Source organism: Rothia sp. HMSC073B08 (assembly GCF_001812975.1).
Classification (GTDB): Bacteria; Actinomycetota; Actinomycetes; order Actinomycetales; family Micrococcaceae; genus Rothia; species Rothia mucilaginosa.
In genome coordinates this window covers 2200-3217 of the sequence record NZ_KV811071.1, presented here as the reverse complement: position 1 = coordinate 3217, position 1018 = coordinate 2200, and the positions used below count along the sequence as shown (strand labels likewise).

The following is a 1018-nucleotide window of genomic DNA, read 5'->3' as shown; positions in this document are numbered from 1 at the left end:
CGGTCACCCACACTCAACTCGGAAGAGCCGCAAAACAGACTGTGGGAAATTACTCGTCACGGCGAGTGCTGTGCGAATACGATCCTCAGTGCTCCACTGATAGGGGTGCGCCTCATCCAGCGGACGGTAGGTCAAAATAACTTCGTACTCCATGCCCGCAGGGATGTCGTTGGAGGATACTTCCAAGTCGGCGCTGAAAGTTCCGTCTGCTGAAAGCCTCGGAACATCAAAGCGTGGCCCTTGATACGCCGGTTCATGGTAAGGACCGACATAGGTCGAGGAACCCTTGGGCGCAATAATGAGGCTACGCAGCTCATTGTGTGCCAAGAACTCGGGAGTGAAGCCGGTGCCTTCAACATGCACCGTGCCGCCAGTCTCAATTCTTAACGTGCCACTGGTGACGCGCAAAGTCGGTAGCGAACTGGTCTGCTCGCCCTGACCTTCAGGAATTTGCTGGTTTTCTGTCTGGCGCTGGTTCAAAGCTGCAGCGGGGGAGGCGGGGGTCGCCTGTGCCGGTTGTGCCTGCTGCTCAGGTGCTGCCTGGGTCGGTGTTGCGAGTGCCGCCGGGGTGATACCGGCAAGCGGGCTCAAACCCAGCAGCAACGACAGGCTGAGCGCGCGGGTGCTCGCCGGGTGATGCTGGGTAGCTGAACGGCGCGGGGCAGTGGAGCGGCACCGGGTGCCTCGTGGTGTGAAGAATGAAGACATCATTATCCCTTCTACAAAAAACTGTACGGTGAGTGAAGCGAATGAACAGGTGAAGCGTGAATAGGTGAAGCGAGTGAAAAAGGTTGAGTAAATCAAGGGCCGGGAAACCGGGGCGCTACTCACGGGAAGATTCCCATCGGGTAACACTCCCGATTCCCCTCACCGGTGCCTGTAAAGGATGCTAGGGACGGGACTGATCTAGCTGTTGAGCCTGCGGCACAACGACTCGAAGAACACAGCCCGCCAGCCCCCTCACGCACCGAAACTAACCAAGACGACTGCCGCCGTGCGCCATGCGGTACAGCATGAC

1 protein-coding gene is annotated in these 1018 nt (G+C 58.4%); it reads right to left on the bottom strand.

The genetic code is table 11. From position 1 onward, the window contains the following. Positions 1 to 3 precede the first annotated feature (3 nt). Positions 4 to 711 carry a hypothetical protein gene (locus HMPREF2884_RS09290; RefSeq protein ID WP_070616149.1) on the bottom strand — a complete coding sequence of 236 codons (708 nt, stop codon included), beginning with the start codon at positions 709 to 711 and terminating at the stop codon, positions 4 to 6. Between the last annotated feature and the right edge of the window lie 307 nt (positions 712 to 1018).

What these genes read in the sequence shown, in the direction of transcription:
- HMPREF2884_RS09290 (WP_070616149.1), bottom strand. Translation starts at nt 711, where the DNA reads ATGATGTCTTCATTCTTCACACCACGAGGCACCCGGTGCCGCTCCACT.